The organism is Amycolatopsis ponsaeliensis (assembly GCF_030182635.1).
Classification (GTDB): Bacteria; Actinomycetota; Actinomycetes; order Mycobacteriales; family Pseudonocardiaceae; genus Amycolatopsis; species Amycolatopsis ponsaeliensis.
Genome location: NZ_JAPZLD010000001.1, coordinates 123,480 through 149,452, shown reverse-complemented (window position 1 = coordinate 149,452; position 25,973 = coordinate 123,480). Strand labels below are relative to the sequence as shown.

Genomic DNA, 25,973 nt, shown 5'->3' with positions numbered 1-25,973 from the left:
CCGCACCGGGACACGTCGGCGCCTGCCCGCCCGATCTCCTAGGGAGCTCCCGTGCCGTCCTACGCCTGGACCCCGCAGGGCACTCGCCGGCGCGGCCACGACGTCCCTCGCCGAAGTCGAACTGCTCGGTCACCGCTGACCACGGAAAGGATCGGCTCATGAAGTTCCGCCGCACCCTGGCACTGTCCGCCGCCGTCACCGCCTCCCTCGCCATCGCCGGACCCGCCGCCGCGACCGACCGTCCACTTCGGATCGTCGGCGCCACCGCCGACACCGCGCTCACCCAGCGCTGGCAGGACTTCGGCCGCCGCCCCGGCGTCGGCTGGGCCGCGGCCGACGGCACCTACTCGACGCGGCTGCCGTCCGGATTGGACGTCTGGCTGTACAACGACACCTTCTTCGGGCCCGTGCGCGCCGACGACAGCCTGCCGGAGTCCGCGCCGTTCACCCACAACTCGGCCGTACTGTCCACACCGGACGCGAAGCACATCCTCACCACGATCGCACCCGGACCGCCCGGGCACCCGAAGTCCTTGGTCGGGCCGACCCCGAACAGCCCGGGTGAGCCGAACGACTACTGGTACTGGAACGGCGACGGCATCGTCGACGGCGGCAAGCTGCGGGTCATCGAGTTCGAGCAGGCGCCGACCGACGACCCGCCGCCGTTCAACTTCGCCTGGACCAAGACGAAGCTCGCGACGCTCGACCCGGACACGTTCCGGCTGGAGAAGCTCACCGACGTGGCTTCGGTCGGCAACGTCCAGTGGGGCACCGAACTGATGCGCGACGGCGCGTGGACCTACATCTACGGCGTCGAAGGCGAAGGCTTCACGAAGTACCTGCACGTCGCCCGCGCCCCGATCGGCCGCCTCGACGGGCCGTGGCAGTTCCGGACCGCGACCGGCTGGTCGGCCGACCCGGCGGCGTCGGCACGGCTGCTCGGCAACGTCGGCAGCTCGTTCGGCGTGACGCCGGTGGGTGGCGAGTACCTGCTCACGACGTTCGGCTCGGGCCTGGAAAGCACCATCCACGCCTACCACGCGACCAGCCCGGTCGGGCCGTTCACCGGCGGCGAGACGATCTACACCGCGCCGGAAGCCGGGAACGGGCGCTACACCTACAACGTCGCGGCGCACCCCGAGATCAGCCGCCCCGGGGAGCTCGTCATCTCGTACAACACCAACAGCGAGAAGCTGGCCGACCTCTACGCGAACATCGACAACAACCGCCCGCGGTTCGTCGATCTCAAGCTCTCCCGATAGGTGCCCCGACCGTGAGCGGTCTGTCCCGTCGTAACACCGCCGGGTAGTCACCGCTGGCGCCCGCGTCTCGGCCACGACGCGCGCACCGACGAGCGGGTCCTTCCCTTGCGCTGCAGCGAGAACTACCTCTGGCTACTCCCCGGTGAGACGGCCACGGTGACGGTGTCGTGGCCGTCCCGCGCCGCACCAGCTGACGCCCGGGCCGTCACGAATCCAGCGGAGCCCGGGCGGTGCTGGCGCGGGGCATCAAGATCGGCGCCGGTGCTTGGACGTGCTCGGCCGCGCCCACCGCCAGCACCTCGTTCAGCGTCTCGATCGCCAGCACGCCGTGCTGGGTGATGTGCCGGTCCAGCGCCGTCACGGCCGGACGGACCAGCCGGCACAGCGCCGAGTCGTCCCAGGACACGATGGACAGCTGCTCGGGCACGGAAATGCCCATCTCCTGGGCCGCGGCCATCGCCGAGAGCGCCATCACGTCGTTGTCGAAGATCACCGCCGTCGCCCGGTTGCGCTCGGACAGCAGCCGGCGGGCGGCCCGGGCGCCGCTGTCGCCGGAGTAGTCGCCGTGGACGGTCTTCGACCACTCCAGCTGGTGCGTCCCGGCCGCTTTGGTGAACGCCTCGTCGCGGCGGAGCGTGTGCGCGAACCGGTCCGGGCCGGCCACCCGGGCGATCCGCCGGTGCCCGAGCGCCGCGAGGTAGCCGACCGCCTCCTCCATCGGGGCCGCGTCGTCGGCCCACACGCACGGCACCTCGGCCGACTCCGGGTAGCCGAGCGCAACCGCGGGCAGCCCGATCTCGGCCAGCACGCCGGTGCGGATGTCGTTCTCGTGCAGGTCGACAACGATGACGCCGTCGACGCGCCGCTCGGCCCACCAGCGGCGGTAGGTCTCGATCTCGGCGTCCCGGTCGTCGGTGACGGCCAGCATCAGGGCCGTCGACGGGTCCGAGCGCAACGCCATCTCGATGCCGGAGACCAGCTGCATGAAGAACGGCTCGATCCCCAGCACCTGGGCGGGCCGGTCGACGATCAGCCCGATCGCGCCGGACCGGGAGCGGGTCAGCGCGCGGGCGGCGTTGCTGGGCCGCCAGCCCATCCGGTCGGCGATCTCCAGCACGCGCTCGCGCGTCGCCGCCGACACCCCGGGCTTCCCGTTGAGCGCGTAGGACACCGCCCCCGTCGACACCCCGGCCGCGTCCGCGATGTCCGAGATGGTCAGCCGCTTCATCGCGCTCCTTCACTCAATCGCTTCACCACGCACGAGGCTACCCGGAGCTCGTCCCAGTCCATTGACATGACGTGACCGAGGTTACAAGATGTGAAGCGCTTAACCCAGGCTCGCCCCCGATCGCCGCCTGACGACACCGAGCTCTCCCGGCGCCCAGTCAGCGCGGCCGCCCGTGACGTTAACCGCTTAAGCACCTCCTGGAGTCCCCATGAAGGCCGGAAGGCACTGCCGCCTGCTCGCCCCCGCCGCCGTCGTCCTCACGCTCGGTCTCGCGATGAGTTCGTGCTCCAGCACCGCGACCAGCACCGACGGCGTGATCATCACCGCGAACACCGGCGCGTCGGGCGCGTTCGTCCGCAACTTCAACCCGTTCCTGCCGAACCAGGCCCAGGCGGGGTACGGCGGCACCATCTACGAGTCGCTGTTGTTCTTCGACATGGCCGAGCGGCGCCCGCCGGTGCCGCAGCTGGCCACGTCCGCGACCTTCTCCCCCGACGGCCGGACGCTCACCGTCACCACCCGCGACGGCGTCAAGTGGCAGGACGGCCAGGCCTTCACCGCGCAGGACGTCGCCTTCACCTTCGACGCCATGATCAAGCACCCCGAGCTGAACACGAACGGGCTGACGCTCGCCGCCGCGACCGCGCCGGACGACCACACCGCGAAGATCACCTTCGCCCAGCCCGCGTTCAACCAGCTGTGGGGCGCGGCGGGCCGCACACTGATCGTGCCGAAGCACATCTGGGAGAAGATCGCCGACCCCGCCACGGAACTCAACCCGAACCCGGTCGGCACCGGGCCGTTCACCCTCGATTCGTTCTCCCCGCAGACTTTCCTGCTGAAGAAGAACCCGAACTACTGGGAGCAAGGCAAGCCGGCCATCGACGGCGTGCGGTTCATCTCCTTCAGCGACAACACGAGCGCGAACCAGTCGCTGCTGGCCGGGAAGATCGACTGGGGCAACACCTTTGTGCCCGACCCGCAGAAGAACTGGGTCGCCAAAGACCCGAAGACCCACCTGGTCCCGTCGGCCGGCATCTACCAGACCAGCCTCGTGCCCAATCTGACGAGCTGGCCGACGAACGACCTCGCCGTGCGGCAGGCGATGAACCTGGCGCTGGACCGCAAACGCATCGTCGACACCGTCTACTTCGGAATCGCGAAGGTGCCGAGCCCCGAGCTGCTGCAGACCCCGCGCGACGACGGCTTCCGGATCACCGGCCCGGTCACCCGCGACCCCGCCGTCGCGCGGGCCGCCCTGGAGAAGGCCGGCTACACCCGCGGCGCGGACGGTGTCTACGTCGACAAGGGCGGCCGCCGCCTCGAAGTCTCGATCAAGGTCGTCACCGGCTACACCGACTACATCCAGGCGCTGCAGCTGATGCAGCAGCAGCTCGCCGAAACCGGGATCGCCCTGACCGTGCAGCAGGTTTCGAGCGCCCAGTTCAACTCCGACCGCTCCACCGGCACCTTCCAGCTCCTCATCGACGGCCTGGGCGGCAAACCCGACCCGTACCAGCTCTACAACCAGGTGCTCGCCTCGGCGACCACCGCGCCGATCGGGCAGAAGGCCGCGTCGAACTGGTCACGCTTCTCCGACCCGCAGGTCGACGCCGCGCTCAGCGCGATGGCCGGGACCGACGACCAGGCCGTGCTCAAGCAGCGCGCCCAGGAGATCGCTCGCGTCATGCTCGACAAGCTGCCCTACGTCCCGATCTTCCAGAACAGCCCGAACGCGACGTTCCTCGCCACGAAGGTCACCGGCTGGCCGACCGACGACAACGCCTACGCCCTCTCGCGCGCGGACAGTTTCCCCGACACCGGGTTCGTCGCCAAGAACCTGAAGCCGGTCAAGTAGATGCGGTTTCTCGGCAAGAAGCTGATGTTCTACGCGGTGGCGCTGCTCGCGGCGCTGTCGCTGAACTTCCTCATCCCCCGCCTCGCGCCCGGCAACCCGGTGGACGCGGTGCTGGCCCGGCAGTCGTCGATGGCGCCGGTCTCCCCGGAGGCGCGGCATTCGCTGGAACTGCTGCTGGGCGTGAACGACCAGCCGCTGTGGCAGCAGTACCTGCGCTACCTCGGGCAGATCTTCTCCGGCGACCTCGGCCGCTCGGTGACGTTCTTCCCGGCGCCGGTCGGGGACATCATCGGCCAGGCCCTGCCGTGGACGCTGGGCCTGGTCGGCGTCGCGACGGTCGTGTCGTTCACCCTCGGCATCTCCCTCGGCGCGCTGGCCGGGTGGTTCCGCCGCGGGGTCGTGGACTCGCTCGTCGCGGGGTCGACGATGCTCGCCGCCATCCCGTACTTCTGGCTCGCGCTGGCCGCGCTGTACTTCCTCTCGGCCGGCCTCGGCTGGTTCCCGCTCGGCCTCGGCTACGACGTCGAGATCGAACCGGGCTGGTCGGGTGAGTTCGTCGGCAACGTCGTCTACCACGCGCTGCTGCCGGCGCTCACGATCGTCGTCAGCTCGCTGGCCGGCTGGCTGCTGGGGATGCGGAACATGATGGTCTCCACGATGGGCGAGGACTACGTCGTGACGGCGCAGGCGAAAGGCCTCAGCCTGCGGCGGGTGATGGTCACCTACGCCGCCCGCAACGCCGTCCTGCCGAGCGTCTCCGGCGTCGCGGTGTCGCTCGGGTTCGTCGTCGGCGGCGCGATCGTCACCGAAGCCGTGTTCTCCTACCCCGGCATCGGGTTCACGCTGCTGCAGGCCGTCCGCAACAGCGACTACCCGCTGATGCAGGGCATCTTCCTGATCATCACCCTCGCGGTGCTCGGCGCGAATCTCCTGGTCGACCTGCTCTACGCGGTCATCGACCCGCGCGTGCGCACCACGGCGAAAGCAGGTGCCCGATGACCCAGGCCGTGATCACACCCGTCCGCGCCGCCGGGCGGGTCTCCGCCCTGACCCGGCGGCCGAAGTTCCTGCTGGGCGCGGGCATCGTCGCGGTCTACGCGGCCGTCGCGGTCATCGGGCCGCTGCTGGTCGGCGACCCGCACGCGACGGGCGACGATCTGCTGGCCGCGCCCTCGGCCGCGCACCTGCTCGGCACCACCAACAACGGGCAGGACGTCTTCGCCCAGTTGATCGTCGGCTTCCGGTCGTCGCTGTTGGTCGGGCTGCTCGCCGGCACCGTCACGATGGTGCTGGCCGCGCTGGTCGGGGTGGTCGGCGGGTACGCGGGCGGCTGGGCCGACGAGGTGCTCAACCTGATCGGCAACGTCTTCCTCGTCATCCCGGCCCTTCCGCTGATCGTGGTCGCCGCCAGTTACCTGCACTCCAGCGGGATCGCCGTGATCGCGCTGCTGATCGCGGTCACCAGCTGGGCCGCCTCCGCGCGCGTCCTGCGCGCCCAGACGGCGTCGCTGGCGCACCGGGACTACGTCGACGCCGTCCGCGCGTCGGGCGAACGCGCATGGCGGATCGTCGTCGTCGAGATCCTGCCGAACCTCTACCCCATCCTCATTTCGCAGTTCGTGTTCGCGATGATCGGCGCCATCCTCGGCGAGGCCGGGCTGTCGTTCCTCGGGCTCGGCGACCTCAACTCCGTCACCTGGGGCACGATGCTGTTCTTCGCCCAGAACGGCGAGGCGCTCTCGCAAGGCGCGTGGTGGTGGTTCCTCCCGCCGGGCCTGTGCATCGCGGTGCTCGGCGCGGCCTTGACGCTGTTGAACATCGGCGTCGACGAACTGGTCAACCCGCGGCTGCGCGTGCGGCGCCGCGGTGACGCCCAGGGGGACATCCGATGACGCCCGTGCTCCAGGTGCGCAACCTGCACGTCGACTACGAAACCGCCGCCGGGCCGGTGCACGCCGTCCGCGGGGTCGACCTGGACGTGCACCGCGGCGAGCTGGTCGGCATCGTCGGCGAGAGTGGTTGCGGCAAAACAACTCTGGCCTACGCGATCACGCGGCTGCTGCGCGCTCCCGCGCACCTGACCGCCGGCAGCGTCACCTTCCAGGGCGTGCACGACACCACGCCGGTGTCGGTGACGGCGTTGACCGGCGCCGCGCTGCGGAAGTTCCGCTGGGACCGGATGTCGATGGTGTTCCAGGGCGCGATGAACGCGCTCAACCCCGTCCAGCGGGTCAGCGCGCAGCTGCAGGACCTCTTCCACGCCCACCGGCCGCAGCTGACCAAGGCCGAACGCCGGACGCGGGTGGGCGAGCTGCTGGACCTGGTCGGACTCCCCGAGCGCGTCGCCCGCTCGTACCCGCACCAGCTCTCCGGCGGGATGCGGCAACGCGTGATGATCGCGATGGCCCTGGCGCTCGACCCCGACGTCGTCGTGATGGACGAGCCCACGACCGCCCTCGACGTCCTCGTGCAGCGGGAAATCCTCGACGCGATTTCCGAGCTGCGGCAACGGCTCGGGTTCGCGGTCGTCTTCATCACCCACGACCTGTCGCTGCTGCTGGAGATCAGTGACCGCATCGCGGTGATGTACGCCGGGCGCGTCGTCGAACTCGGCGACAGCGTGCGGTTGCGGGAGAATCCCCAGCACCCGTACACGACCGGGCTCCTCAACGCGTTCCCGACGTTACGCTCGGAACGGCGCGACCGGCACGGCATCCCAGGCCACCCACCGGACCTGTCGATGCCGATCGCCGGGTGCGCGTTCGCCGACCGGTGCGCGTTCGTCCGCCCGGAATGCACGACGACCGACATCACGCTGCTGCCGGTCGGCGGCACCGACGTCGCCTGCCACCTCTACACCGCCCAGCGGCAGGAGGTATCCGGATGACCAAGCTGAGCGCGCACGACCTCGTGCGCGAATACTCCGGGCTCCGCGCGGTCGACGGCGTCAGCTTCACCGTCACCTCCGGGCAGACCCTGGCGCTGGTGGGCGCGAGTGGCAGCGGGAAGTCCACGATCGCCCGGATGCTGTGCGGGCTGGACCGGCCCACCTCCGGGACCATCACGATCGACGGCGAACCCCGCCGCCCCGGCTACCGGGCGCTGCGGGAGTACCGCAAGCACGTGCAGATGGTGTTCCAGGATCCGTTCGCCTCGCTCAACCCGGTCAAACCGGTGCACCACCAGCTCGTCCGCCCCTTGCGCGTCCACGGGCTCGACGGCGACCGGCGGGCCGTGCTGGACCTGCTCGACCGCGTCCACCTGCGGCCGGCCGACCAGTTCGCGGACAAGCTGCCGCACGAGCTGTCCGGCGGGCAACGCCAGCGCGTCGCCATCGCGCGGGCCCTCGCGCCCCGGCCGAAGGTGCTGCTGGCCGACGAACCGGTGTCCATGCTGGACGTTTCGGTCCGGCTGGACATCCTGAACCTGCTGGAAGAACTCAAGCGGGACAACGATCTCGCCGTCCTCTACATCACCCACGACCTCGCCACCGCCCGGCACTTCTCCACCACGACCATGGTGCTGAACGCCGGCCGCGTCGTCGAGATCGGCGACTCCGACCAGGTCATCTTCCACCCGGCCGACGACTACACCCGTCGCCTCGCCGCCGCCGCGCCCGACCCGTGGCGCTGACCCTCCCATCCACCAGAAGGGACCCACCCGTGCGGATCGACCTCGGCGCCCGCGACTGGACGCTGCGCGCCTGCGGACCTCTGACCCACGTCCCGATCGAGCTGGCCCGCCGGCTCGCCGAAGGGATCCCGGCGACCGTGCCGGGCACGGTGCACACCGACCTGCTCGCCGCCGGGCTCATCCCCGACCCCTACCTCGACCGCACCGAGAACGAGCTGCAGTGGATCGGCCTCACCGGCTGGCGCTACGAGACGACGTTCGACCGCCCGGCCGAACCCGGCGTGGTCGAGCTGGTCTTCGACGGCCTGGACACCATCGCCGAGGTCGAGCTGAACCACCGCGTCGTCTCCACCACGGCCAACATGCACCGCTCGTACCGCGTCCCGGTGACCGACCTGCTGGCCGACGGCAACACCCTCGCCGTCACGTTCAGCTCGGCCGTCCGCTACGCCCGCGACGAGCGCCGCCGGCTCGGCAGCCTGCCCAACCTGGGCAACGACGAGCCGTCGAACTTCATCCGCAAGATGGCCTGCAACTTCGGCTGGGACTGGGGTCCCAAGCTCGTCACCGCGGGCCTGTGGAAGAGCGCGGCGATCGACGTCTGGGACGTCGGACGGCTGCGTCCGGTCCGGCCGCTGGTGACCGTGACGCCCGAGGGTGACGGCGTCGTCGAGATCCACGCCGAGGCCGACGGCGATCTCGTGCTGCGGGCCCGGGTGGCCGGGGCCGAAGTGGCCGGAGCCGCCGGGTCGCCGTTGTCGGTGACGGTCGAGCAGCCACGGCTGTGGTGGCCGCACAGCATGGGCGAGCAGCAGCTGTACCCGCTCACCGTCACCCTCGAGACGGCCGATGGATCCATTGTGGACACGTGGTCGCGCGAGATCGGCTTCCGCACCATCGAACTCGACGAGCTGGATGGTGCGTTCACCTTCCGCGTCAACGGCGTCCCACTGTTCGTCCGCGGCGCCAACTGGATCCCCGACGACTGCTTCCCGCACCGGGTCGACGCCGCTCGTTACGACCGCCGCGTCAAGCAGGCCACCGACGCCCGCATCGACCTGCTGCGCGTCTGGGGCGGCGGGATCTACGAAAGTGACGACTTCTACGCGGCCTGTGACCGGCGGGGAGTGCTGGTGTGGCAGGACTTCCTGTTCGCCTGCGCCGGTTACCCCGAGGACGAGCCCCTGCGCGGCGAGGTCGAGGCCGAGGCCCGCGAGGCGGTCGTCCGGCTCGCGGCGCACCCGTCACTCGCGTTATGGTGCGGCAACAACGAGAACTACATGGGCTGGTTCCACTGGGGCTGGCAAACGGAACTCGCCGACCGCGACTGGGGTGCCGGCTACTACGAGCACCTGCTGCCGGACATCGTCGCCGAACTCGACCCGACGCGGCCCTACATCCCCGGCAGCCCCTGGTCCGGCGACCCGGCGCGGGACACCCAGGACGACGATCACGGTTGCGTGCACATCTGGGACGTCTGGAACGAGCGTGACTTCAGTGGTTACCTCGAGCGCGTCCCCCGGTTCGTCTCGGAGTTCGGCTGGCAGGCCCCGCCGGCGTGGTCGACGCTCACCGCGGCCGTCCACGACCAGCCGCTGACCCCGGAGTCGCCGGGCATCCTGCACCACCAGAAAGCCCAGGACGGCAACGGAAAGCTCGCCCGCGGCCTGGCTCGCCACTTCGCCACTCCGACGTCCACAGAGGACTGGCACTACCTGACCCAGGTGACGCAGGCCCGCGCCATCCGGACCGGCATCGAGCACTTCCGCAGCCACCGGCCGCGGTGCATGGGCACGATCGTCTGGCAGCTCAACGACTGCTGGCCGGTGACGTCCTGGAGCGCGATCGACGGCGCGGAGCGTCGCAAGCCGCTCTGGTACGCACTGCGCGACGCCTACGCCGACCGCCTGATCACCATCCAGGAGCGGGACGGCGGCCGGGCCGCGATCCTGGTCAACGACTCCGCGTCACCCTGGGAGACGCCCCTGGAACTGCGCCGGATCACCGTGGACGGCGAGATCCTCGCCAAGACCGGCACGACCGTGCTCGTACCCCCGCGCGACACCGTGACGCTGCCGTTCGGTGACGTCGGTACCGCCGCCGACCCGTCCCGGGAACTGCTGGTCGCCGACACGGGCGCCGAGCGCACGATCCGGTTCCTGGCCGACGACCTCGACATCGCCTACCCCGAGCCCCGGTTCGACACCGACGTCACCCGGACGAAGGCGGGCTACGACATCACGGTCACCGCACGGTCTCTGGTTCACGAGCTGGCGGTGTTCGCGGACCGGCTCGCGCCCGACGCGGAAGCGGACCAGTGTCTGCTGACGCTGTTGCCCGGGGATCACGCGACGATCCGGGTGGCCACGCGCTACCGGCTCGATCCGGCGAAGCTGACCGCTCCCCCGGTTCTGCGCTGCGTCAACGACTGAAGGCGCTCACGAGTCGGTGGTCTTGGCGCACGACACCGGTTTCCCGGGTCCCGGCGCGGTGGCCCGGGCCAGCTCCTTCTGGGCGTCGAGCAGGATGCGGCAGGTGAGGGTGAGGTCCCCGGTCGGCGTGGCGGTGATCTCCGCCTTCTGGCCGGCGGTCACCACCACGTCCTGCTTCCACGGCACCCCGACCGGGCCCTGGACGGTCTGCTGCTTGATCTCGTCGTTGTAGCGGTTCGGGGAGTCCGCGTAGCCGACGTTCGCCAGCGTCCCGGCGTTCTGCCCGGTCACCTCGTAGGTGATGGCCCACGACTTGCCGCTCGGGTTGGAGCACGCCGCGACGCCGGCCAGCGCGCCGCAGAGAACGACCGTCCCGAGCACTGCCTCGATCTTCATGCTCCGAACGGTAGATGCGGCGCACGCCCCCGGCATCGCACCGAAGAACGATCATCCGATAGTGCGATGGTCGTAGCTCGCCGCCAGGATCTTGACATCTCTGGAACGCCGTTCCAGACTGGCGGCATGCGATGGCAGGCGACGTGGACCCAGGCGATGACGGACTTCCGCGGTGACGACGAGGAGCCGCCGTTCGCCGATGTCGCCGTCCGCATGACGGTGCCCGCGAGCATCGGCGGCAGCCACGTCCGGGCGGAGCTGAGCAACCGCTTCGGGGACGAGCCCGTCCTGATCGGACACGGCGCGATCGGCGTCGGCGACCAGTCGCTCGACATCACCTTCGACGGGCAGCGGTCCGTCGAGATCCCCGCCGGCGAATCGTGGTGGACCGACCCGGTCGAGCTGACCGTCGGCCGCAGTGACCACGTCGTCGTCGACCTCTACCTGCCCGAACCGACGCCTTACGCGACCGCGAACGGATTCAGGTTCCAGCGCGCGACGGCCCCGGGAGACGTCGTGGGTTCGCGGCAGTTCCCGGCGGCCGAGACCGGACTCGCCGCCGAGGGAACCGGGTGGTCCCTTCCGTCCGGCGGCCCGTTCCTGCGCGCCGTCGAAGTCGCCGGCACGGAAGCCGCCGCGGTGATCGTGTGCCTCGGCGCGTCCATCACGACCATGGGCTGGCCGCAGCTCGCCGCCGCGATGCTGCCCGCCGACGCGCGGATCGCCGTCCTGAACCGCGGGATCCCAGGAAACCGGCTTCGGCACGACGCCCCGCCCGCGCACCCGCCCTGGGGACGGTCGGGACTGTCCCGGTTCGACGAAGACGTCCTCGGCACCACCGGCGTCACCCACGTGGTGCTTGCCCACGCGGGCAACGACATCGGCCTCCCAGGAGAACACGCACCGATCGGCGAGCTGCCCACGGCCGCCCAGCAGATCGACGCCTACCGGCAGCTCATCGATCGCGCGACCGCGGCCGGGCTCGGCGTGGCGCTCGCCACCATCACTCCCATAGCGCCCGGGCAGGGCGATGACCGGGAGCCGATCCGCACCGCGGTGAACGACTGGATCCGGGCGTCGGGCCACGAGTTCGCCGACTTCGACGCGGTGCTCCGCTCCGCCGCGGTCCCCTCGCGCATGGCGGCCGAGTACGACGCCGGCGACCACCAGCACCCCAACGTCACGGGAGAAAACCTCCTCGCCCGCGCGATGAGCGAGACCATCACGCGGTTGCTGCGGTGAACCGGGTGCCGGGAGAACCCGGCACCCGGGACGTCAGCCGCGTTGCATCTCGCCGAGCACCAGCACGCGCCCGTCGAAGTACGTGCGCTGGATGGCCGCGTTGGAGTTGCTGCCCTGCAGGTATTCCGACCACTCCATGAAGTAGGTCCACTTCGGCTGCGACGCGAGCAGCTCGGGCGACGGGATCGTCCCGGTCTCCCCCAGCGCGATGGGCTTGCCGTGCGAGACGTTCAGCATCGCCTGGTAGTCCGACGCCGACGAGTTCGCCTTCATCCAGACGTCGAGGGCCGCGACGTCGACGTAGGCGTCACCCGGGTAGTAGCTCGCGATCGAGCCCATGTTGACGTCCTTGACCGCCCAGTCCCAGACGATGCTCGTCAGCCCCTTGCCCACCAGGTAGTCGTGGGTGATCCGGTAGAGGCCGGCGCTGCCGCCGAGGCCCGGGCGCCCGCCCCACCACGCCCAGCCGTCGTTCAGCTCGTGCAGCGGCCGGAACAGCAGCTGGACGCCCGCGTTCTGCAGCTGCTGCAGGTAGGGCACGACCTCGTCGAGGCGCGCCTTGTAGCGGTTGTCGAGGTTCGAGCCGTTCGTCATCAGCTCGCTCCACTGGGCATCGCTGAGCTTGCTCGTCACGCCGGACGACCAGTCGCAGGAGCTGCCCTGCGTGGGCGGGCACATGTGCCAGGTCATGGTGACGATCGCGCCGTGGCTCCACTCGAGCTTGGCCTGGTCGATGACGGCCTGCCGGTTGGCGACGTCCGAGCCGCCGAAGAAGAAGTCGCCGCCCCACAGGCCGGGGTACTGGCCGGTGATGTCGTGCGCCTTGCCGGTGTAGAAGGACGGCTGGTTCGCGGGTTCCTTGTTGTGCTGCCCGGCGATCGTGTACTGCCCGGAGATCTGCTTGAGGTAGTTCAGGGTGCCCCCGGCTCGGGGACTGGCGACGGCGTCGGGCGCCGCCAGGGCCGTGGTGACGATCGCGGCCGCGGCGAGAGCGAGGCGAGTCTTGCGCAGGCGTGGGGACACGGGCTGGCTCCTCTGCGTTGAGGACGACATTAAGCGCTTAAGTCTGCCAGCGCACCCGCATTACCTGTCAAGAGATCCTGCGACAATCCGCTAAGCTTGTCCAGCGCGGTGACAATCTCTCCCTTCCGGAAGCGCCTGGGACTTAAGCGGTTGACAGCTCCGCGGGTTTCGTACGCCGCTTGAACCGGCTCAAGCCCGCGTCGACGGCCAGGAACACCGGCAGGCTCGCGCCGAGCACCGGCAGCCGCCACGCCAGCAGCGCGACGCCGAGCAGGACGGCGATCAACGGCCAGCCCGCCAGCTGGCGCCACACCGGCCGCGGCAAGGACGTCCACCGTCCCCGGTACGGGTTGTGGATCCACCACATGCGGTACCCGAGCGCGAGCAGGACGAGCGTGGCGACCGCCAGCGCCGCGAGGACGAGCTGGTTCGCGAGCCCGAACAGCGTGCCCGTGTGGAACTCGGTGCCCAGGGCGCTGAGCTTGGCGACCCAGGAGTAGTCGCCCCAGCCGATCTGTTCGGTCACCCGTGCCGTGTACGGGTCGATCGCGACGGCACCCCGGTGGATCGGCAGCCCTTCCGCGATCTCCGTGACGGTGAAGGGCGCACCTGCCACGGTCGGCGGGTTCACGGCCAGCTCGCCGCTCAGCCCCGCGGCCTCGGCGGCCGCCACCGCGCGGTCCAAGCCGATCGGCTGGGCGCCGGGCGGAACCGGCACCGGGGCCGCGGTGAGCACCGGGGCCCGCAGGTGGATCGGGTCGGCCGCCCGGTCCGCGCGGCCACCCGCGAACTGGCTCATGGCGAGCCCGGTGACGCCGACGAGCAACAGGCCCACCGCGAGCCACAGCCCGGCGGAGCCGTGCACCACGCGCAGGCGCGTCCACCCCGTCTTGTCCCGGGTGGACGGCGCGAGCACCTCCCGCAGGCGGCGTTTGCGGCGGGTGCGGGCGAGCCACAGCACCAGGCCGCCGACGACGATGAGCGGCAGCCAGCTCGCGGCGAGTTCGGCGTAGAGCCGGCCGGGCGTTCCCAGCTGCAGGTTGCCGTGCAGCTGGCGCAACCACGTGTTCGCGGGCAGCCGGTTCTCGACCGTCGCCAGCTCGCCGTTGATCAACGCGGTGTACGGGTCGACGAACACCGTGCGGTCCGGCGTGCCGGCCGGGCCGGGGACCGACAGCACCACGCGGGTCGTGCGGTCCGCGGCGGGCGGCGTGAGGACCGACTTGAGCGTGGCCTCGGGGTGTGCCGTGAGCGCCGCCCGGATCTGCTCGGCGAGCGGACGGCGGACGTCGCCGGCCTCGTTCACGTGCAGGTCGGTCCGGTAGAGGCTGTCGTGGATCTGCGGGCTGAACACGTACACCAGCCCGGTCAGGCACAGCACCGCGAGGAAGGGCGCGACCACGATGCCGGCCAGGAAGTGCAGCCGCCGGGAAACGAGCTGCAGGACGGTGCTCAGCCGCGGCGAGGGTGACGGCCGGCGGGCTCGGTGCGCGGGGGCGGTTTGCGTGGCGGACAAGGCGGCTCCTGGGCGGCTGGATGCGACGCTCATCGCACGTCGATGGGCTGCTTGACCGTGTGCGTGCTCCCGTCCCCGGCCCGCAGGGTCAGCGCGAGCTCCCACCGGCCGGATCCGGGCACGGTCGCCTGCCCCGTCCAGTAGCCGGTCCCGGCGTGGTCCAGGGGCAACGCCGTCGTCTGGTTCCCCTGACTGAGCGCGGCCGTCACGGTGGTGTCCTCCCGGTGCGGGCCGAGCACCGAAACGCGCGCGTCGAGCCGGGCCGCGCCGGGGATGAGGACCAGGTCCACCGATCCCTGGCCGTCCGGCGTGCCGGTGTCGTAGGCGAGCCGCGTCGGCGCGACCTGCTGCCGGATCGCCGCGGGCACCTCGCCGGGCGCGCCCAGTGCGTGCGCGTTCCCGGCGGGGTCGAGCGCGAGCAGCGCCGCGGTGGCGACGACGACCACCGACACCAGCCCCGCGACACCGGCGACCCGGCGGCCGAACCGCCGCTGCCGCGCGACCGGCCCGCCCACGCGACGCGCGCTGAGCCAGGCGAAGCCGCCGAGCACCGAGGCCAGCGCGAGCGCGCCGGCCGGGAGCCAACCGAAGCGGTGCCCGTACCAGGCCTGCGCGGTCCCGGCCGCAGCGAGCAGCACAGCGCATCCCAGCAGCGGCCGGACGAACCGGGACACCGTGTTCCGGTCACGGACGGCGGGCAACCGGAACATCAGCAGGCCGCCGGCTGGCAGGGCGAGCGCGGTGAGCAGGACGACGTCCACGGCGAGCGCGAGCGGCGACAGCGCGCCCGGTGGCCGTGGATCGGCGAAGGTCCAGGTGGCCAGCGCGGCCGTCGCACAGCCGAGCACTCCGGCGCCGCGCAGCCGGCGCTCACCGGCGGTCGAGGCGGGCGGGCTTTTCATGAGCAGCGCGAGGCCGAGCGTGGCGGGGACGAGCACGTACAGGCGGGCGAGCAGCGCGCCGCCCGCGTCGGATTCGACGGCGGCCGACAGCAGCCGCGCGTCGAACGCGTCGCGCACCGGCACCCACGCGGCGTACGCCCCGAAGGACACGAGAGCGCCGAGCGTGCCCGCCACCACCAGCCACCACGTCGTCTTGACCAGCCGGCGCGTGACTCGGGTCCGCGCGGCGACCGGCCCGATCGCCGCGACGAAGAACGCCACGCCGGCGAGCACGATCATGGCCGCGATCGCCACCGTCCGCGCCGTCAGGTACACCGCCGCGACCACCGGGTCGCGCGTCGTCTCGATCTCGGGCACGCCGTCGGGCCGGATCGGGTACGAGACGTCGAACGTGAAGGAGCCGCTGACGGGTTGCAGCCGGCTCGACGGCAGCGTCCACGCCACCGCGTACGTGCCTTCGTGCCGCTCCGCGGGCATCGGCACGGAGATCGTGTCCGCGCGGCCGTCCGGGTGGACCGGCCGCTCGAAGACGACCTGGCTGCCGTCGGGGTCGAGGACGCGCACGGTGGCCAGGGCGGCGGGCACCGCGCGGTCGAAGGTCAGCACGACGGCGTCGGGCGACTTGACCACCTCGGTGCTGCCCGGCGAGGTGGTCACGAGCACCGGGTCCCCGGTCGCCGCCGGTGTCGTGGCGAGCAGGGTGCCCCAGCACGCGGCGACCAGGACCAGGAGCGCGACGAGCCGCCCGGCCACGCGGGGCGGCGGTGCGGTTGCCGCGCGGGGACGCTCCAGCACCTTCGTCATTCGGCACCCACCTGGGTTTCCTCCGCGCGTTCGAGTTCGGGCTCCGGTTCACCGGCGGCGATGGCGGCCTTCCGGCGATGGGCCTGGTACCCGACGGCGGCGATCACGACGAGAGAGAGTCCGATCGCTCCCCACAACAAGGCGAACGGAAGCCCGCCGGAACCACCTTCGCCCGGCGGCGCCGCCTCGTCCGCCGGAGCCGCCACACCGCCGGCCTGAACCGGTTGCGCGGCAACGGATCCGGGAGCGGGCGCGGGTCCGGATCCGAACGTGATCGCCGGGGTGGGCGAGGTCGTTTCGTCCCAGTGCGCGACCGCTCCGTTCGCGAAGGTCTGCGTCGCCTGGAACTGCAGCCGCCCGTCGGCGGGCAGCGGGCCCATGGTGACGAGGAACTGCTCGAACTGCTTCGGCGCGACCGCGCCGCCTTCGAACACGAGCGTTCCGGCGACCTCGCCGATCACCTTGCCGCCGACGTGCAGCGGCGGGTCGAGCGGCCGCGGCCGGACCGTGGCGGTCCAACCCTGCGCCGGCGCGACCTCGACGTACGCGACGGGAGGGTTCTGCGGGAAGACCAGTTCGAGCCGGGTCGACTTCGTCTCGGCTCGTTCATTGGCCAGCCGGAAGGCGAAGGTCTGCGTGCCACCGCCGTCGACCCGATCGGGCACGATGGACACTTGGGCGGCCGCGGGCGCCGACAGCGCGAGCAGGCCGAGCACGGCCGTGAGCAACGCGGACAGGGTGCGGGACAAGGCTTTCCAGCGGTGCGACATGGGATCTCCTGAACGCCGTGGCCCGGGGCCGGATATCGTCCGGCCCCGGACCACGGCAGTCGTGCTAGGTCAGCAGGTGGACTTGCCGATGGGGTCGAGCTGCCGGCAGGTCAGCTGCGACCGCCAGCTCCCCTGGTTCTGCTGGGCCCATCCGTTGTAGACCAGCGGAACCGGCAGCACTCCCTGGCCGCCGTAGCCGGCCTTACCGGCGATCGAACCGTCCATCTTGGTCGTCGCCGTCGGGTCCAGCGTCAGCTGGCCCGCCACCTTCGCGTCATCGAGGTTGCCGTCGCCGTTCGGGTCGACGTCGATGATCTGCATGACGTTGGCGAACTTGTTCGACACGTAGGCGTAGTAGCCGCCACCCTTCTTGGCGCCGAAGTTGATACCGTGGCAGCCCGCGCTGCACGGCAGGTCCTTGACGACCTTGTCGGTCCTCGGGTCGACGACCGTGATCGTCTGGGACAGCACGTTCGCACCGAGCATCGCCTTGCCGTCCGGGCTCACCGGCAGCTGGATCATCAGCCCGCCGAACGGCGCGCCGCTCTTCGGGCCGTCCTGCGGGCTGTAGTTCGCCCACAGGTCGATCGTCTTGCTGTGCACCTTCTGCCCGTTGTCCGCACAGGCGTCCTGGGCGAGCGAAACGCAGGTGATCGATTCGCCGAGGAAGTCCGCCGTGTAGAACTTCGAGGAGTCCGGAGCCATGCTCGAGGCGATCGGGAACTGGCCCGTCTTCTCGGTCCGGACCGTGCCGGTCGGCATGTCGATCACCGACGCGTTGTTGGTCCGCACGTTCGGGGTGACCACGGTCTTCCCGTCCGCGCTGGTCCAGTGCGCGTGCGGGTGCCGGATCTCACCGGTCGGGCTGACGGTGATCTTCCGGAGCACGCTCGTGGCGCCCGGTGCCAGCTCGACGATCTCGTTGCCGGCGTTGATGCCGATGACGAGCTTGTCGCTGCCCGTCTCCGTCATCACGTGCGCCGGGTTCTGGCCGACCTGCGTGGACCGGATGAACTGGCCCGTCTCCCGGTCGAACACATCGACCTTGTTGGAGAACCATTCGGTCTGGTACAGGTACTTGTAGTCCTTGTCGGTCCACATGTTGTGCGGGTTGTTCATGTTGATCGACGGCGCGCCGATCTTCCGGTCGACCGTCCAGTTGGTCACATTGACCTTGGTGGCCGAGCCGACCGCCTTCTTCTCGGCCCACTCCTCGACCTCGGTGTCGACCCACACCTCGCCGACCCCCGGCGTCGCCGGAGGCTGGTTGCCCTTCGACAACGTCTTCGGGTACGAGAACTTCTTGTTGAAGTAGGCATCCAGGTTGGGGATCAGCACCGGGTTGCCCGCGGCGTCGTACTGCAGGATCGGCACCGGCGGCTGGATCGCGTCGAAGCTGTTCTCCGAGTCCGGCTTGAACTGCTGCCAGTTGTTCGGGTTGGTGATGTTGAAGAACGTGTTCACCAGCCGGTTGACGATGTCGGAGTTGGTCGGGACGACGAGGTTGCGCGAGTTCACCATCGACGCCTTGCCGAAGTCGAGCCCGATGGTGAGCGGGTCGTCGACCACCACCGCGCCCAGCATGTACGGCGTGACCATGTCGGTGAACGCGTACAGCCCGGGCTCGGTCAGCTGGATCGACCGCTGGCCGAAGAACGCGCCGCCGGGCATGTCGTACGGGAAGCCTTCCGCCCCTTCGGGAGCGATCAGGCCCATCGGGTCGCGGGCGCCGGTGGACTCCTTCGGGTCGATCACGAAGTTCACCGTCACGGGCGGGCCCTTGATCGCGAACTGGGCGAGGTCGTTGAGGGCCCCCTGCAGGTCGAGGCCCACCGGCAGGGAGTTGAGGTTCACCGGCTTGTCGGCCGGGAGTGCCGAAAGCCCCTGCGCGAACTGCCCGAGCAGCCCGGCCGCCTTGGTCGCCGCCGGGGCGGCCCGCGGGTTGGACTTCCCGATCGACTGGACCGCCGACAGCGTGCTGTCGAGGTTCAGCGCCTTCCACAGCTGGCTGCCGAGCGAGCCGAGCACCGGGACCTGGCCGACGACGTTCTGCAGCAGGTTCCCGGCCGCGCCGACGAGGTCGGAGTTGAGGAGGCTGGTGAGCTCGCCGCCGGTCGTGAGGCCGCCCAGCGTGCCGAGGCGGGGCATCTCCGCCACGGCCAGGGACTGGTCACCGAACAGGTTCAGCCCGGAGTCGAACCACTTGCCGTTGTCGTCCTTCATGTGGAACGTGATCGGCACCGGGCCGACCCCGATGGGCTGCTGCGCCGCGGCCGGAACCGAGGCCACCGCGGAGGCGCCGAGGCTGACGACGGCGAGGGCGACCACCGCCTTCGCGCGCCGCCGCCTCGTGCGGGCTCCTGGCGGAGATTCTGGGGACATGGGCTTCCTTTCTGCGTCTGCTCGGCGGAAACGGGCCGCCCGAACGGAAGAAAGTGAATCACGAACAAAGCGCGCCAATCCGGTTTCGCCTGTTAACGGGAAGTGAAATAGTCCGGCGGAAGAACAGCTTCCCATAGTGAAGAATCGGGACGATAAAAGGCCGGAAAGAGTTTGTCTTGAATACTTCCCAAGAATGGTCCTGGGTCAGCCGAGAAGGTTCAGGACGGTGCAGAGCAACGATCCCAGCAGCCCGCTCGCATCGCATTCCGGAGCGGGCTGCGGCGGGGCGGGCTCGGTCGGCGGAGGTTCAGGTGACGGGGATTCCGGCGGCGACGGCGTGGTCGTCACCGACGGCGGCAGCGGGAACGTTTCCCCGGGCGGGGACGGGAACTCCACCGTCGGAGGCGGATAGCCCGGCGGGGTCGTGACCACGGGAGGGCGGCCGACGACCGGCTGGGCAGGACCGGTGGGATCCGGCCCGGGAACCGCCGGGGGTGCCGTCGGAGGTGGTGTCACAGAGGGGGAAACGGGCGGCGTCACCGGCCACGTCGGCGGAGGCGCCGGGCGCGGGATCGCGACCTGCGCCGCCCGCGGCGGGACGTCCCCGAGGTCGCCCGCCACCGTCCACAACGCCCAGCCGCAGGACGTGGCGGCCAGCAGGGTGGCCGCCCAGGTTCCGAGTTTCTTCGTCGTCGCGAGCATTCAGAGGTCCAGCTCCAGTTTCCGGCCGCGGGCTCGCGACACGCAGATCATCATCGTCTCGTTCGCCGCCCGCTCCTCGCCGGTGAGCAAGGAGTCGCGATGGTCGGGAACCCCGCCGAGCACCGCGGTTTCGCACGTGCCGCAGGTGCCTTCGCGACAGGACGACAGCACCGGGACGCCGGCGTCTTCGGCCACCTCGAGGATCGACCGGTCGGCGGGCACGGTCAGCGTCAGCCCCGAGCGGGCGAGCTCGACGTCGAACCCGGTCGCGGCGCCCGAGCTCTCCTTGGGGGTGAACCGTTCCAGGTGAAGCCCGAGGCCCGGCAGGCCGGCACACGCCTCTTCGGCGACGGCCAGGAGCGGCTCGGGCCCGCAGCAGTAGACCGCGGTACCGGGGAGCGCGGCACCCAAGATCCCGCGCACGTCGAGCAGTCCCGCTTCGTCCTGCGGCCGCACCACCACCCGGTCGCCGTACTGCTGCCTCAACTCCGCGGCGAACGCCATCGACGAGCGCGTCCGGCCGCCGTACACCAGCTGCCAGCCGGCGCCGCTCGCATCGGCCGCCGCCATCATCGGGACGAACGGGGTGATGCCGATCCCACCCGCGAGGAACAGGTACCGCTCGGCGCGGACGAACGGGAAGTTGTTGCGGGGCGCGCGGATCCGAACCCGGTCCCCGGCGAGCAGCGCGTCGTGCACGAACGCGGAACCCCCGCGCCCGGCGCGCTCGCGCAGCACGGCGACCTCCAGCACGGAGCGGTCGCCGGGGTCGCCGCAGAGGGAGTACTGGCGGACGAGGTCCGGGCGGAGCAGCAGATCCACGTGCGCGCCCGGAGCCCACGCCGGCAGCGGGTCCCCCGTGAGGTGGCGGAACACCAGCCGGACGACGCCGTCGGCGATCGTCTCCTTGTGCGCCAGCAGCACTTCGAGGTCGAGGTCGAGGTCGGCCGAAGGAAGGGTGTTGACGGTCATGGCTCTCCCACTTGTCCGCGTCGGTTCGGAAACAAGTCAAACCACCGCCGGAAACAGCGGCGTGCCCGGGAAATGAATTCCGTGTATCGCCGTTTTCACGGCGTGCGACAGGGGCGGTGAGATTTTCCGCGGCCCCGGATCGGGAACTGTGGTCAAATACTACCCATTCTCGGCATCGTCGCAAGCGGTGAATCCGTTCGTTTCGGCAAAACTTTCAGTCGAGGGCGAAGCGCACGGACAGCCGGCCGGGCGCCGGCTCCGGCCAGCCGCGCAGGATCTCGTCGTGCTGGACGGGCCAGTCGCAGACGACGACGTCGAGCCCCCGGCCGAACTGCTCCGCCAGCCGCGCCAGGAACTCGTTGGCCTGCCGCGCATCGAAGGCTCCCCGCCGAGCTTGGAAATACACCATCCCGCGGTGGGACAGGGCGAGCAGGAGGTTGACGTCGCCGAAGTGGTCGCGAAAGCCCGTCAGCAGGTTCCGCCGGTCGGCCACCGGGCCGCGCCGCGCATCGGCCGGGGTGCGCGGCCGCGTCCACGCCAGCCAGAGGATCTCGGCGTTCGCGAGCCATTCGGTGCCGGGACGCGGTTCCGGCGGGCGGTCCGAGATCACCCGGCTGCGCCGCATCTCCAGCAGCCGGCGCTCCTCGACCAGTCCCCAGCGGTCCAGGTACTGCGACACCGTCGGCGAGCTGATCAGGATGCCGAACTCCCGGTGGGCCAGCTCGGCGATCGCCTGCCGGGTCCAGAGCCGCTGGGGCAGCCCGATCCGGTCGGGCGGACCGTCGACGATCGTCCGCACGACCCACGCCTGCTGTTCGGACGACAGCGCGAACTGCTCGCCGGGCCGCCGCCCCCGGCGTCGCGGCCGGAACGCCTCGGTGCCCTCCCGCCGGTAGGCCGCGACCCACGCGCCGACGGTCTTGCGGGAGACACCGAACAGCCGGGCGACCTCCGCCCGCGTCACGCCGGCTTCGACGGCCGCGACCGCTCGACGCCGGAGGTCCTCGAGGGCGTCGGCGGGGAGGCTGCGCGCGTCACGGCCGGTCACGTTCAAGTCCCGAATGGTCGCAGTTGTGCTGTTCGTGGGAAAGTTCCTTTCGTAAACGGGAGATCACCGCCCGTCCCTCCTGCCCGGCAGCCCGTAACCCGGGGGTAACGGAGCACTCCGCGGCCGAAGCGGGTCAGCGTGGGGTGCGCAGGACCCATCGGCGCACCAGCAGGGCGCTCACCGCCGCCAGCACCAGGATCGCCGCGAGCACCGGCCACGACAGGCCGTCACGCCGCTGCTCGGGCAGCGCTTCCACGGACCCGAGCGAGCGCCGGGCCTCGACCACCACCGGCGCCTCGGTGCCCGCCTGCGGGACCCCGGTACCGGCCGATCCCGGGAAGCCGGCACCCGGCAACTGACCCGGGATCGGGGTGCCGAACACCGCGCCGCCACCCGACACCGGCCCGGGCACCGGGGCGACCGTCCACTGCCGTCCCGCCACCGGCGTACCGCTGCCCGCCGGAGAACCGGGCCCGGCGGGCTGCCCCGGCTCCGCGGGCGTCGTGGCTCCGGGAGCACCCGGCACCTGACCGCGCACCAGGATGCCGCAGAGCGACGCCAGCGAGGTGCGCACGGAGGACACCAAGGGCGTGAGAACCGGTGCCAGCACGGGGATCTCGCCGAGGCGGGCGAGCACCGCGTCGGCGATCCGGCCACCCGGTATCTCGGCCTCGCCCGCGGGGACGGTACCCACCGGGATCGGCGGGGTGCTCGCCCAGACCGTGCGGAACGTGCCGGTCAGCACGCCCAGCGGATCCAGGCCGGAGAGCACCCGCACCACGGGCTCGGCCACCGACGCGGGGGCGAGCGACACCTGCTGCCCCGGCACCCCGGCGACCGTCGACGAGCACCCCGGCGCCGTCACCGGAGACCCGGCCGCGAACGCGGGTGTCCCGGCCAGCACGAAGGTCAGCGTGCCGACGGTGAGCAAAATCCTGGTTCGCACTTGCCGCCTCCTCGGGAACCGGACTCTTGGCCCGGTCTCAGGTATTCACCGGCCGGATGTGCCAGGCTTGGAAAAACCGGCGACCGCATCGTGACAGGTTTACCGGTTCTTTGACCAGCACGGTGAAAAGCGAGCACGACACTTCATTGCGTCGTTGTTGCCATTGCCACTGGCAGCTCGCTGACCAGCACAGACGACCACCGCCACGAAATCGGAACGGAAATGACCGACGAGCGGCCGAGGGCAAATACCGGACAGGTCCGCATACGCCGGTCCGTGGTCGCGAACGCGATGACCCGAGCACGTTGTAACCTTTAAAGAGCCGGCATGGGACTTCGAATGCGCGAGATCACCGGACGCCGCCCGCGAGAACGGGAAACTGTTTACGCGCGGGTAACACCCCGGCACGCACGAAAAAGGCCTGCCGACCCGGAATTCCGGGTCGGCAGGCCTGACGCGCCGGACTCAGGCGGGTACCACGACCTCCTGGTCCGGCTCGCGCCCGTCGCCGAGCAGGGCCGGACGAGCGACGGGCCAGTCGTGCGCGACCAGCCGGACGTCCCGGCCGAACTGCATCCGCAACCGGCTCCGGAACTCGGCGATCCCGGCGAACGGCTGCGCCGCGGCGAGGAAGAACAGCACGCCGCGGCCGCTCACCGCGACCAGCGCGTGCAGCTCGCCGGTGCCGGTGAGCGAGCGCGGATGAGTCCACGTCACCAGCAGCGTTCCCGCCGGGCAGTCCCGCGGCGGCGCCGCCCCGCCGTCCCGGCCGGTCAGCTCCCACCGGAGCAGGTACTTGTCGATCGTCGTCCCGGCCAGCACGACCCCGAAGTCGCGGGAGATCAGCTCGGCGACCGCTTTGCGCGTCCACACCAGCCACGGCAGCCCGGCGGCGTCCGGCGGCCCGGCCGCCAGAGTGTCGACCACCCGGCCCTGCTGGGCCGCGGACAACGCCAGGCGCTGCCCGGCGCGGCGGCCGCGAGGGCGGGGACGCAGCGTCGGCTCTCCTCCGGCCTGGTACGCCCGCACCCAGGTGCCGACCGCCTTCCTGGACACCCCGAACATGCTCGCGACCCGCGTCTGCGAAGCCCCCGATTCGACCGCGGCCACGGCTTTCCGCCGAAGCTGCTCCAGGGCGTCCGGAGACAGGCTGCGGGCACCACCGGAGCCCTGCTGAACCTCCACCATTGCCATCCCCATCCGGTTCGGTCGGGCCTACAGCTGGACGTTTTCCCGTTCGCGGGTCTCGCCGACGACCTCGGGCCGACTGCCACCGGATCGCCTGCGGAGCCACGCCGCACCCACGGCCACGATCGCGACCCCGAGCGCGGCACCGCCCAGCGCCCGGGCCGGACCGTCCACATCGGACGCCTCGGCGACGACCGCGGCAGCCACGGTGACGACCGGTGCGGGGTGCTCCGGCTCGGGCTCCCCCGGCGGCGCCGGGTCGGCCCAGCGGACGACCTGTCCGTCCGAATAGGTCTGCAGCGCCTGGAAGGTGAGCGTGCCGGCGGCCGGCAGTGCCCCGATCCGCACCGGGAACTCCTGGAAGGTGCCGGTGGGGACGGCCCCGCCCTCCCACACGATCGACGCCACCGGCTTCCCCGCCATCCCGTCACCGCCGCCGGCGGCGGTCATCTGCTCGCGCACGCCGATCTTCCAGCCCGGCAGGTTCCCGGGCGTCGCCGAGGTGATCGCCGGCTGGGCCGGGAACAGCACCTCCAGCCGCACCACCGCCGCGTCGTCGCGTTCGTTCGGTACCCGGAAGGCGATCGTGGCCGGTTCCCCCGGAGCGATCGTGTCCGGCGTGGCGGACACGTGGGCGGCCGCGACCGCCGGGCAGGCCAGCGTCACCGCGACCCCGGCGAGGGCGGCTACGGCGAGGCGCGGTGCTCGGAACGGCTTTCGCCCTCCGATGCGCAGCGAAGGTGCGCGCATATTCGTCCCTTCTGGGATTCACCATCGTGACCGGACCATTCCGGTACGGCCGGATGGCGGAATGAAGATCGTGGTCCGGCCAATGGTGCGGGACCGTGTGACGAGGACGTCACGCCGTGGTTGACAGCCCATTACCGGAAGTTCCCGCGCCGCCGGAGCGCCTGGTGATCTTCCGGGCGTCGCTCGCGGAGTCCCCCCGCTGAGGGTAAAGGTGTCCCATCGCCGACCGGAGCCGGCCGGGCGCCGGTAATCGTTTCTTCCTTCTCAGGCCATGGGTACCGGCGTCTTCATCACTCGAAAGAGTGAGTCACTTATTTGCCTGCCGACCTTTGCCTTGACTTGGCCCGGCTTCGAAGCTCCTGCCTCCCGGCACGGACGCGCAAGCGGAAGGACTCCGAGGTCCGGGCACCGTTTCCCGCGGGTTAACGGATGTCGTCGTCCTCAACGGCCTTCCGGCGGCGGGACCACGCGCCGGCGTCGGCGGTGTAGCGGACGAGCAGCCGCGCGAACTGCGCGCGGTCCTCCGGCGACCAGGCGGCCGTGATGTCTTCGAACGCCTCGCGCTGCTCGGCGGCGAACCGGATCCGCTCGGCCTCGCCGCGCTCGGTCAGCTCGAGCACCGTCCGGCGGCCGTCCGCCTGGGACGCCGCCCGCCGCAGCAGGCCCTCGGCGATGCCGGCCGCGACCGTCCGGCTGGCCACCGGCTGCGCGACGCCCATCTCGGCGGCGAGCCCGCCGACGGTCAGCTCGCCCGGGGCGTCGGCGACCACGTTCAGCACCAGGTTGCGCGACAGGTCGCGACCCGAGGCCGGGGCGCGCCGGCGCAGCCGGGACAGCGCCGGCCCGATCTGGTCCAGCAGAAGGTCCTCACCGCTCACCCCGTGGATCGTAGTACCCGGCGCATTTGCATACCAGTCGT

Annotated in this window: 22 protein-coding genes and 1 pseudogene; 9 read left to right on the top strand and 14 right to left on the bottom strand. The window is 71.1% G+C overall.

The genetic code is table 11. The features are described 5' to 3' along the window. Positions 1 to 158 precede the first annotated feature (158 nt). Together QQ657_RS00605 and QQ657_RS56595 are read left to right on the top strand one after the other, a co-directional pair. A complete protein-coding gene (locus QQ657_RS00605; protein WP_284740002.1) occupies positions 159 to 1,262 on the top strand; it encodes a DUF5005 domain-containing protein in 1,104 nt (367 codons plus the stop codon). An 87-nt stretch (positions 1,263 to 1,349) separates the two neighbouring features. After that, a pseudogene (locus tag QQ657_RS56595) lies at positions 1,350 to 1,442 on the top strand (glycoside hydrolase family 2 protein); the annotation flags it as partial. A gap of 25 nt (positions 1,443 to 1,467) precedes the next feature. Here the strand turns inward: QQ657_RS56595 and QQ657_RS00600 are convergent. Continuing rightward, on the bottom strand, positions 1,468 to 2,490 hold the full coding sequence (locus QQ657_RS00600; RefSeq protein WP_284740001.1) for a LacI family DNA-binding transcriptional regulator: 1,023 nt from the start codon (positions 2,488 to 2,490) through the stop codon (positions 1,468 to 1,470). A gap of 208 nt (positions 2,491 to 2,698) precedes the next feature. Here QQ657_RS00600 and QQ657_RS00595 point away from each other — a divergent pair, with 208 nt between their 5' ends. The 6 genes from QQ657_RS00595 to QQ657_RS00570 are packed head-to-tail and all read left to right on the top strand — an operon-like array spanning position 2,699 to position 10,413. Beyond that, on the top strand, positions 2,699 to 4,348 hold the full coding sequence (locus QQ657_RS00595; RefSeq protein WP_284740000.1) for an ABC transporter substrate-binding protein: 1,650 nt from the start codon (positions 2,699 to 2,701) through the stop codon (positions 4,346 to 4,348). Next, entirely contained in the window at positions 4,349 to 5,347 is a 999-nt protein-coding gene (locus QQ657_RS00590) for an ABC transporter permease (RefSeq protein ID WP_284739999.1), read from the top strand. Next, positions 5,344 to 6,240 (top strand): ABC transporter permease, encoded by an 897-nt coding sequence (locus tag QQ657_RS00585; RefSeq protein ID WP_284739998.1) that lies wholly within the window; start codon positions 5,344 to 5,346, stop codon positions 6,238 to 6,240. Before QQ657_RS00590 ends, QQ657_RS00585 begins: the two co-directional genes overlap by 4 nt. Continuing rightward, positions 6,237 to 7,235 (top strand): ABC transporter ATP-binding protein, encoded by a 999-nt coding sequence (locus tag QQ657_RS00580; protein WP_284739997.1) that lies wholly within the window; start codon positions 6,237 to 6,239, stop codon positions 7,233 to 7,235. The genes QQ657_RS00585 and QQ657_RS00580 overlap by 4 nt, the downstream gene beginning before the upstream one ends. Beyond that, positions 7,232 to 7,981: an ABC transporter ATP-binding protein gene (locus QQ657_RS00575; protein WP_284739996.1), complete on the top strand. Its 750-nt coding sequence runs from the start codon at positions 7,232 to 7,234 to the stop codon at positions 7,979 to 7,981. Before QQ657_RS00580 ends, QQ657_RS00575 begins: the two co-directional genes overlap by 4 nt. 29 nt (positions 7,982 to 8,010) lie before the next feature. Further along, complete coding sequence (locus QQ657_RS00570; protein WP_284739995.1) at positions 8,011 to 10,413, top strand: glycoside hydrolase family 2 protein; 2,403 nt, start codon at positions 8,011 to 8,013, stop codon at positions 10,411 to 10,413. A 6-nt stretch (positions 10,414 to 10,419) separates the two neighbouring features. Here QQ657_RS00570 and QQ657_RS00565 read toward each other — a convergent pair whose 3' ends face one another. After that, positions 10,420 to 10,809, bottom strand: a complete 390-nt coding sequence (locus tag QQ657_RS00565) for an MmpS family transport accessory protein (RefSeq protein ID WP_284739994.1) — start codon at positions 10,807 to 10,809, stop codon at positions 10,420 to 10,422. A gap of 126 nt (positions 10,810 to 10,935) precedes the next feature. Between QQ657_RS00565 and QQ657_RS00560 the strand changes: the two genes are divergently transcribed. Beyond that, positions 10,936 to 12,051: a GDSL-type esterase/lipase family protein gene (locus QQ657_RS00560; RefSeq protein ID WP_284739993.1), complete on the top strand. Its 1,116-nt coding sequence runs from the start codon at positions 10,936 to 10,938 to the stop codon at positions 12,049 to 12,051. Positions 12,052 to 12,084: 33 nt separating this feature from the next. Here QQ657_RS00560 and QQ657_RS00555 read toward each other — a convergent pair whose 3' ends face one another. From QQ657_RS00555 to QQ657_RS00500, 12 genes are all read right to left on the bottom strand, one after another. Beyond that, positions 12,085 to 13,074: a glycoside hydrolase family 26 protein gene (locus QQ657_RS00555; protein WP_284739992.1), complete on the bottom strand. Its 990-nt coding sequence runs from the start codon at positions 13,072 to 13,074 to the stop codon at positions 12,085 to 12,087. A gap of 142 nt (positions 13,075 to 13,216) precedes the next feature. After that, positions 13,217 to 14,590 (bottom strand): PepSY-associated TM helix domain-containing protein, encoded by a 1,374-nt coding sequence (locus QQ657_RS00550; protein WP_284739991.1) that lies wholly within the window; start codon positions 14,588 to 14,590, stop codon positions 13,217 to 13,219. Between the two features lie 29 nt (positions 14,591 to 14,619). Next, positions 14,620 to 16,296, bottom strand: coding sequence for a copper resistance CopC family protein (locus QQ657_RS00545; RefSeq protein WP_284739990.1), 1,677 nt, complete (start codon positions 16,294 to 16,296; stop codon positions 14,620 to 14,622). Continuing rightward, positions 16,293 to 17,066 carry a DUF1775 domain-containing protein gene (locus QQ657_RS00540; RefSeq protein WP_284739989.1) on the bottom strand — a complete coding sequence of 258 codons (774 nt, stop codon included), beginning with the start codon at positions 17,064 to 17,066 and terminating at the stop codon, positions 16,293 to 16,295. The genes QQ657_RS00545 and QQ657_RS00540 overlap by 4 nt, the downstream gene beginning before the upstream one ends. Positions 17,067 to 17,135: 69 nt before the next feature. Continuing rightward, positions 17,136 to 19,448: a YncE family protein gene (locus QQ657_RS00535; protein WP_284739988.1), complete on the bottom strand. Its 2,313-nt coding sequence runs from the start codon at positions 19,446 to 19,448 to the stop codon at positions 17,136 to 17,138. 204 nt (positions 19,449 to 19,652) lie between these two features. Continuing rightward, positions 19,653 to 20,150 (bottom strand): hypothetical protein, encoded by a 498-nt coding sequence (locus tag QQ657_RS00530; RefSeq protein ID WP_284739987.1) that lies wholly within the window; start codon positions 20,148 to 20,150, stop codon positions 19,653 to 19,655. Further along, positions 20,151 to 21,122, bottom strand: coding sequence for a PDR/VanB family oxidoreductase (locus tag QQ657_RS00525; protein WP_284739986.1), 972 nt, complete (start codon positions 21,120 to 21,122; stop codon positions 20,151 to 20,153). 214 nt (positions 21,123 to 21,336) lie between these two features. Next, positions 21,337 to 22,170 (bottom strand): helix-turn-helix domain-containing protein, encoded by an 834-nt coding sequence (locus QQ657_RS00520; protein WP_284739985.1) that lies wholly within the window; start codon positions 22,168 to 22,170, stop codon positions 21,337 to 21,339. Between the two features lie 133 nt (positions 22,171 to 22,303). Next, the gene (locus QQ657_RS00515; protein ID WP_284739984.1) at positions 22,304 to 23,116 is read right to left on the bottom strand and encodes a hypothetical protein; all 813 of its coding nucleotides are present in this window, start codon (positions 23,114 to 23,116) and stop codon (positions 22,304 to 22,306) included. Between the two features lie 465 nt (positions 23,117 to 23,581). Then, positions 23,582 to 24,304 carry a helix-turn-helix domain-containing protein gene (locus tag QQ657_RS00510; protein ID WP_284739983.1) on the bottom strand — a complete coding sequence of 241 codons (723 nt, stop codon included), beginning with the start codon at positions 24,302 to 24,304 and terminating at the stop codon, positions 23,582 to 23,584. A gap of 27 nt (positions 24,305 to 24,331) precedes the next feature. Continuing rightward, complete coding sequence (locus QQ657_RS00505) at positions 24,332 to 25,054, bottom strand: DUF1775 domain-containing protein (RefSeq protein WP_284739982.1); 723 nt, start codon at positions 25,052 to 25,054, stop codon at positions 24,332 to 24,334. A 422-nt stretch (positions 25,055 to 25,476) separates the two neighbouring features. Next, positions 25,477 to 25,932 carry a MarR family winged helix-turn-helix transcriptional regulator gene (locus QQ657_RS00500; RefSeq protein WP_284739981.1) on the bottom strand — a complete coding sequence of 152 codons (456 nt, stop codon included), beginning with the start codon at positions 25,930 to 25,932 and terminating at the stop codon, positions 25,477 to 25,479. Positions 25,933 to 25,973 lie beyond the last annotated feature (41 nt).

What these genes read in the sequence shown, in the direction of transcription:
- QQ657_RS00605 (WP_284740002.1), top strand. Translation starts at nt 159, where the DNA reads ATGAAGTTCCGCCGCACCCTGGCACTGTCCGCCGCCGTCACCGCCTCC.
- QQ657_RS00600 (WP_284740001.1), bottom strand. Translation starts at nt 2,490, where the DNA reads ATGAAGCGGCTGACCATCTCGGACATCGCGGACGCGGCCGGGGTGTCG.
- QQ657_RS00595 (WP_284740000.1), top strand. Translation starts at nt 2,699, where the DNA reads ATGAAGGCCGGAAGGCACTGCCGCCTGCTCGCCCCCGCCGCCGTCGTC.
- QQ657_RS00590 (WP_284739999.1), top strand. Translation starts at nt 4,349, where the DNA reads ATGCGGTTTCTCGGCAAGAAGCTGATGTTCTACGCGGTGGCGCTGCTC.
- QQ657_RS00585 (WP_284739998.1), top strand. Translation starts at nt 5,344, where the DNA reads ATGACCCAGGCCGTGATCACACCCGTCCGCGCCGCCGGGCGGGTCTCC.
- QQ657_RS00580 (WP_284739997.1), top strand. Translation starts at nt 6,237, where the DNA reads ATGACGCCCGTGCTCCAGGTGCGCAACCTGCACGTCGACTACGAAACC.
- QQ657_RS00575 (WP_284739996.1), top strand. Translation starts at nt 7,232, where the DNA reads ATGACCAAGCTGAGCGCGCACGACCTCGTGCGCGAATACTCCGGGCTC.
- QQ657_RS00565 (WP_284739994.1), bottom strand. Translation starts at nt 10,809, where the DNA reads ATGAAGATCGAGGCAGTGCTCGGGACGGTCGTTCTCTGCGGCGCGCTG.
- QQ657_RS00560 (WP_284739993.1), top strand. Translation starts at nt 10,936, where the DNA reads ATGCGATGGCAGGCGACGTGGACCCAGGCGATGACGGACTTCCGCGGT.
- QQ657_RS00545 (WP_284739990.1), bottom strand. Translation starts at nt 16,296, where the DNA reads ATGACGAAGGTGCTGGAGCGTCCCCGCGCGGCAACCGCACCGCCGCCC.
- QQ657_RS00540 (WP_284739989.1), bottom strand. Translation starts at nt 17,066, where the DNA reads ATGTCGCACCGCTGGAAAGCCTTGTCCCGCACCCTGTCCGCGTTGCTC.
- QQ657_RS00535 (WP_284739988.1), bottom strand. Translation starts at nt 19,448, where the DNA reads ATGTCCCCAGAATCTCCGCCAGGAGCCCGCACGAGGCGGCGGCGCGCG.
- QQ657_RS00530 (WP_284739987.1), bottom strand. Translation starts at nt 20,150, where the DNA reads ATGCTCGCGACGACGAAGAAACTCGGAACCTGGGCGGCCACCCTGCTG.
- QQ657_RS00525 (WP_284739986.1), bottom strand. Translation starts at nt 21,122, where the DNA reads ATGACCGTCAACACCCTTCCTTCGGCCGACCTCGACCTCGACCTCGAA.
- QQ657_RS00510 (WP_284739983.1), bottom strand. Translation starts at nt 24,304, where the DNA reads ATGGTGGAGGTTCAGCAGGGCTCCGGTGGTGCCCGCAGCCTGTCTCCG.
- QQ657_RS00505 (WP_284739982.1), bottom strand. Translation starts at nt 25,054, where the DNA reads ATGCGCGCACCTTCGCTGCGCATCGGAGGGCGAAAGCCGTTCCGAGCA.